At 40.6% G+C, this 663-nt stretch carries 1 protein-coding gene; it reads left to right on the top strand.

Annotated features, from left to right (window positions below; genetic code table 11):
* Window positions 1–112 precede the first annotated feature (112 nt).
* On the top strand, window positions 113–663 hold a 551-nt coding region (locus KXD93_RS30530), incomplete at its 3' end, for a pyridoxal-phosphate dependent enzyme (RefSeq protein WP_258141353.1).

Below are 663 nucleotides of genomic sequence, written 5' to 3'. Positions count from 1 at the left end.
ATGTGTTGCCGGATCAAAAAAGTTTGCGGTGCAAAGACAATAACATTATGTGATGCAAGAAAAGGCCCTAATAAATTACTAAAATATACACGGTTATTTAAATTTATGAATAATGAGAAATATCATCAACACCATCGGGAATACTCCATTAGTTGAAATTTCCAGTTTCCAAAAAAATCCAAACGTTAAAATTTTTGCCAAACTGGAGGGTAATAATCCTGCGGGGTCGGTTAAAGACAGGGCTGCATTAAACATGATCCGTTCAGCAATTGAACGCGGAACCTTGAAAAAGGGAGATAAAATTATTGAAGCGACAAGTGGCAATACAGGTATCGCCCTGGCCATGATCGCCAGTACCTTTGGCCTGGAATTAGAGATCGCATTACCAGCATCTTCAACCCGGGAACGTACCTTGGCAATTGAAGCCTTTGGCGCAAAGTTTACCCTATGCGACGACATGGAAGCCTCACGGGATTACGCACAGCAAAAAGTTAATAATGATGGTTATTTCATGCTGAACCAGTTCGACAATCCCGATAATTTGCAATGTCATATCAAATCTACAGCACCTGAGATTTGGAAAGATACCAATGGAAGGATCACCCATTTTGTAAGCGCAATGGGAACGACCGGTACCATCATGGGTAATTCGATATTTTTGAA

The sequence above is a fragment of the Mucilaginibacter phenanthrenivorans genome (genome assembly GCF_024721155.1).
GTDB classification, from domain to species: domain Bacteria; phylum Bacteroidota; class Bacteroidia; order Sphingobacteriales; family Sphingobacteriaceae; genus Mucilaginibacter; species Mucilaginibacter phenanthrenivorans.
This window is presented reverse-complemented; position numbering and strand designations above follow the sequence as displayed.